4 protein-coding genes are annotated in these 4,450 nt (G+C 34.3%); all 4 read right to left on the bottom strand.

Annotated elements, in window-relative coordinates; all coding sequences use genetic code 11:
- A partial coding sequence (locus tag Q0A18_RS01060) for a hypothetical protein (RefSeq protein ID WP_292008315.1) occupies nucleotides 1-926 on the bottom strand: 926 nt, incomplete at its 3' end.
- Nucleotides 919-1,992 carry a hypothetical protein gene (locus Q0A18_RS01055; RefSeq protein ID WP_292008314.1) on the bottom strand — a complete coding sequence of 358 codons (1,074 nt, stop codon included), beginning with the start codon at nucleotides 1,990-1,992 and terminating at the stop codon, nucleotides 919-921. The genes Q0A18_RS01055 and Q0A18_RS01060, both read right to left, overlap by 8 nt.
- Before the next feature lie 2 nt (nucleotides 1,993-1,994).
- The gene (locus Q0A18_RS01050; protein WP_292008313.1) at nucleotides 1,995-3,944 is read right to left on the bottom strand and encodes a phage baseplate assembly protein V; all 1,950 of its coding nucleotides are present in this window, start codon (nucleotides 3,942-3,944) and stop codon (nucleotides 1,995-1,997) included.
- Nucleotides 3,945-3,998: 54 nt separating this feature from the next.
- Entirely contained in the window at nucleotides 3,999-4,241 is a 243-nt protein-coding gene (locus Q0A18_RS01045) for a hypothetical protein (protein WP_292008312.1), read from the bottom strand.
- Between the last annotated feature and the right edge of the window lie 209 nt (nucleotides 4,242-4,450).

Raw genomic sequence — 4,450 nt, 5'->3', positions numbered from 1 at the left:
GCAACAATCATTTTTATTGCTAAAAAATCATCCAATGCATCTTGTTTCAAACCTCTACTTTTAGATTCTCTTTTAGGAATTGTTATATTATCACTCATAGGATCAAAATGTTTATTGTCATAAGCGACATCAAAAACATCTGAAATAATTACAGGCCCTCTAAACTCAAACAATTCATCCGAAAGTTTCATAACATCATCAGCGGTACAAAGATAATTAATAAGTGATATACCACTCTGTAAAGCTTTAACCCATGCATAAGCTTCAATTGTTATAGGGAGGGAAACTATTCCTACGATTTTTTTGAAATTATCTAATTGAATTTTCTTTTCTTGTGCAATAGAATATACGAATGACATCTCCATACTACGATTATAAATAGAAACTTTCTGTAAGAGTTTGAAAAAATCAGACTCTGTATTGATTTTGAATTCTGGAAAATCTTGTATTTTGAAAAGTTTATCTATGAATATTTCTTTATGTAATAAATTTTCTTTTGTACCATTAATAAATTTTCTACTAAAGTTATGTTTTAATTCTATTATTTTATCAACCGTATCATCTGGGGCTGCTGTAGGTCTTCTTAAAACTCTTTGTGCTAAATATTTGAATTCTTGATAATGTCCAGAAACGAGGTATCCTCCTCTATCCATATAGAGTGTACATGTCTTTATTATCCTTTCATGTTTGGGCTTATCAATTCCAATTCCAGCTATATGGAGTTCACAAAAATTATCTTCCACCCAGCTTACAGCAGTAAGGCAGGCATCTAAACTATCTGTATACCTGTTTCCTGTATACATTTGAATAGATTGATTCAATGTAAAAGCAACACAAAATGAAGTGCTAACCCTTCTACGGTAGGGATATAAATCCTTTTCTTCTTGTCCTAAAACCAATTTTTCAGGTAGGTATATTTTACTCATCTTTTTTCAATCTTTTTTTGGTTTTTTGTAATATTTCACCAAGTTCCTCAAATTCGCTAGTAACAAAATAGATTTTATCTTCAGAAAATTTTATAAATTTTTCCTTTTCATCCATTCTTGCACATTGTACACTAGTAAGCTGTATTGGGCCTCGGATTTTTCGTACTCTGTCTGCTAATACCTGACCATCATCAATAGTACCTGTTAAATAGCTAAGTACTCCGAATACCTCTTTAAAAACAGATGTCCCTTTATATTTATCAAAAGAACTGGCTAAAAACGGGCTGTCTGTCTCTAGTGCAATCTTATCAGCTGTTTCATTTACTTTACTTAGGAAACTTTCTGCATTTTCCGTTCCTGCAAATACATAGGAAATATCAGCCCGGCGATTGAGACGACTCGCTTCTTTTACAAAATCTCCAAAAATATCATAAAACATGTGAGACTCTGTTGTTTTAGTTCCAAAGTTGATATTTCTTTCCATTCCGTTGGAAAAAATGAGCTTATGATCCAACAATACTTCATCATGGAGGTCTTTTCCCTTTGACCTTAGATCATACTGGGTTCTTTGAAAAACTATCTTATCACTACCTTTCTGCTGTTCTATATTCCTTTCCTGAGAACCAATCTTCCTTTCTGTTTTATAGGTAATTAAATCCATTCCTCCCTCTACAAGCTCACCACGATTGTTCATATAAATATTTAATAAATAGACCCAATTATGAAACTTATACTTATCAGTTGAATTTAAATTATATGCCTCGAAGCGGATTACAGAAGTTATTCCAGTTAGGCACATCTCTACATTAAAATTACTAACTCCTAAATCAGCAATTGGTATTTTTTTATTGGTAGTATGTGCAAATACACAATGATACCAATCATGCCTGAGATAAGATTTCCAAGGCTCATAGGGTTTGGAGTCACCAAAGACGATACCTCCCTCATTACCTTGTTCCTCATACTTTCCTCCGGCAGAGGAAATAATATTTCCATCAGAAAACATATAATGATCACCTCCGGTTATCTTAGTATATTTTCCCTTTACAATTCTTATTCTACTCATGTTTAATGGGAGTTAGATTTTTCACCACTGTTGTTATATAATGTCTTTTGGGAATACTTTTTTATATTTCCTTCTGATTGTACCTCCATATCCTGACTACTGTACTCCTTCCTCTCTTTTTTAGATTCTGATACAGTGTCTCCATCAATTATTTCCATAAGCTTCCCTGTAATAAAGTGACTTGAATTTCCTGCAATGGTACTCATATAATTTACCCCTACTGCTTGTGTGTAATTCAACGTTGCTGATGTCATGATATTGGTTCCTGCTATGACATTTATGTTTTGTCCGGCATTGATGCTTACATTCTGCCCGGCATTAAATGTCATATTCTGAGGAGCGGTGACTGTAATATTCCCTTTACCATCCATAAAGTAAATATTTCCACTTGGATCTTCAATATGTATACTGCCTTCAGCATCATTAAAGATAACCTTATTACCACTTCTGGTTTGTATTGATTTAATATGATTATCTATATTTCCACCAATTCCTGTTCCACCATGAAACATTCCACCCATTACAAAAGGTCTGTCCGGGTGACCATGCTGGAAGTTGACCATCACCTGATCACCAACTTCAGGAATTGCAACATAACCTCGGTTTTGAGTGATCTGGTCAGTCCCACCCGCATCAGGGCTCATAACACGAATAAAGTTTGTAGTATCATTCAATTGCCAATCAAACTTCACCTGAACTCTTCCTTGACCTTCAGCATCTGTATTGGAAATTACTGTTGCTATTTGGGGTAAAGCAGTCGGAATAGTGAATTCAGCTTTTGGTAAGAATCCTGTGTCTGCTGCAATAGCTGCAAAGCTACCAGTATAATGTCCAAGTGTATCTATCTCATGGTTTACCTCGGTTATCATTACCTTGGTAAAATAAGAGGTTTCATTACTATCAGCTTTCCTCATTTTAACATCTGCCACACATCCGGGATACAGAAAAGGAACAGTAGTTTTACCTGAAACTGTAAATACTTCTACAGCTTGGCTTCCTGCTGTACTGGTCTGGGAATTGGTGATGTCCATATCTGTTCTCGCTTTGATAGGTGCAACTTGAAGTGACTGCGTTTTAAAAATACCATTGTTATTTTTATATGCTGTTTGTGCCAAATCACCCTTGTGGCTGATTGGAGTTTGTCCCGATGTTAGTTTTGTGTTACCACTGCTGTTATAGCCGTAAAAACTAGGATTGATATGAACAGCTTTTAATTCTACATTAATATCGGAAACATTACTCCCATAAATAAGTTCCAGAACTTTATTCTGAGGTGGCAGGTTACCAAAATGCAGTACTTCACCATCATAATAAAACTGTTCACCATAAGCCTCTGCCATTCTACTTAAGTAATTGTAATGCGTTTCATCATATTGCGCACTATAAACAATTTGTGAAGAGGCTTTAGCATCAACACGATAGTCATATTTGCCTTTATCTATACCTTGTTTAAGAATCTCAGTGGCAATTATTCCCATATTAACAGGCTGTCCACCTCCAAAGCTTTGAGTATGTGGAGCAGCATCCAAAAGTATGGTTGGACTAAAGCCTTTCAGTACAATGTTTCCGAGGCTATGATTATCCTGACTGAATCCTACCTTCGTTATGACTCCAACAAATACTCTTTCAGGGCTCTTGTCTACATCTTTATACATGATTCTGACGGTTAGTCTTCCACCAAGAAATTTATTGACATCTTCTAATGTATGATCCTGTCTGTTTTCAAGACTATCATGTGCCAGAATCAGCTCAAATTCATGATGGTTTCTGGTACTCTGTTTTAGCTTAAAATCTTTAAAGTGTGGAATGATTTCACCATTCACAATGCATTGTAGTTTTACAACACGATTAATACCTGCGATGCTATTCTCTTTAATAGCATTAGCATTATCCGGGGCTTTGTATCCGTCAGGCTGGAAGAAAATATCTTCAGGAGTATTTTTCTTTTTCATATTTTGTTTTTGTTCTAGTGTTTTTGATAAGTATCTTTAAGTAAGTAATAGTAATCAGATAAAATTATTGTTGATAGATATTGGCTGATCTCTATAAGAAAATAGCTTTTCAGGATGTTCATTAATTAACCAATTTCTTAGGCGTTCTGCCATGTACAATGTCCATACTCTTTCAAAATCATGGCTAAAATCCTCATCAGATTCACCACTAATAAGGCTAATATTTTGAGGTTGAACTCGATTATACAGGGTCATTTGGCGTGGAATATCTGCCACTACGATCCAGTGGTAGTTCATTATTTTGTCTTGTACAGATCCAATGATGAAATCATGGGTAATCTGATGAATTTTATAAATCATTTGTGTGATTTTGGTGTTTATATCCAAAAATAGTGATTTTTTTGAAAATAAGCATAAGATATTTGAAAATTAGCAGATTATGAAAATTATAAATAATTATATTTTCAAAATGATAACTAGGATATTTTTCAAATTTTGTTTTTGTT

It is taken from the genome of Chryseobacterium sp., from assembly GCF_022712095.1.
Taxonomy (GTDB): domain Bacteria; phylum Bacteroidota; class Bacteroidia; order Flavobacteriales; family Weeksellaceae; genus Chryseobacterium.
The sequence above is the reverse complement of the archived record's forward strand: the minus strand, read 5'-3'. Positions and strand labels throughout refer to the sequence as shown.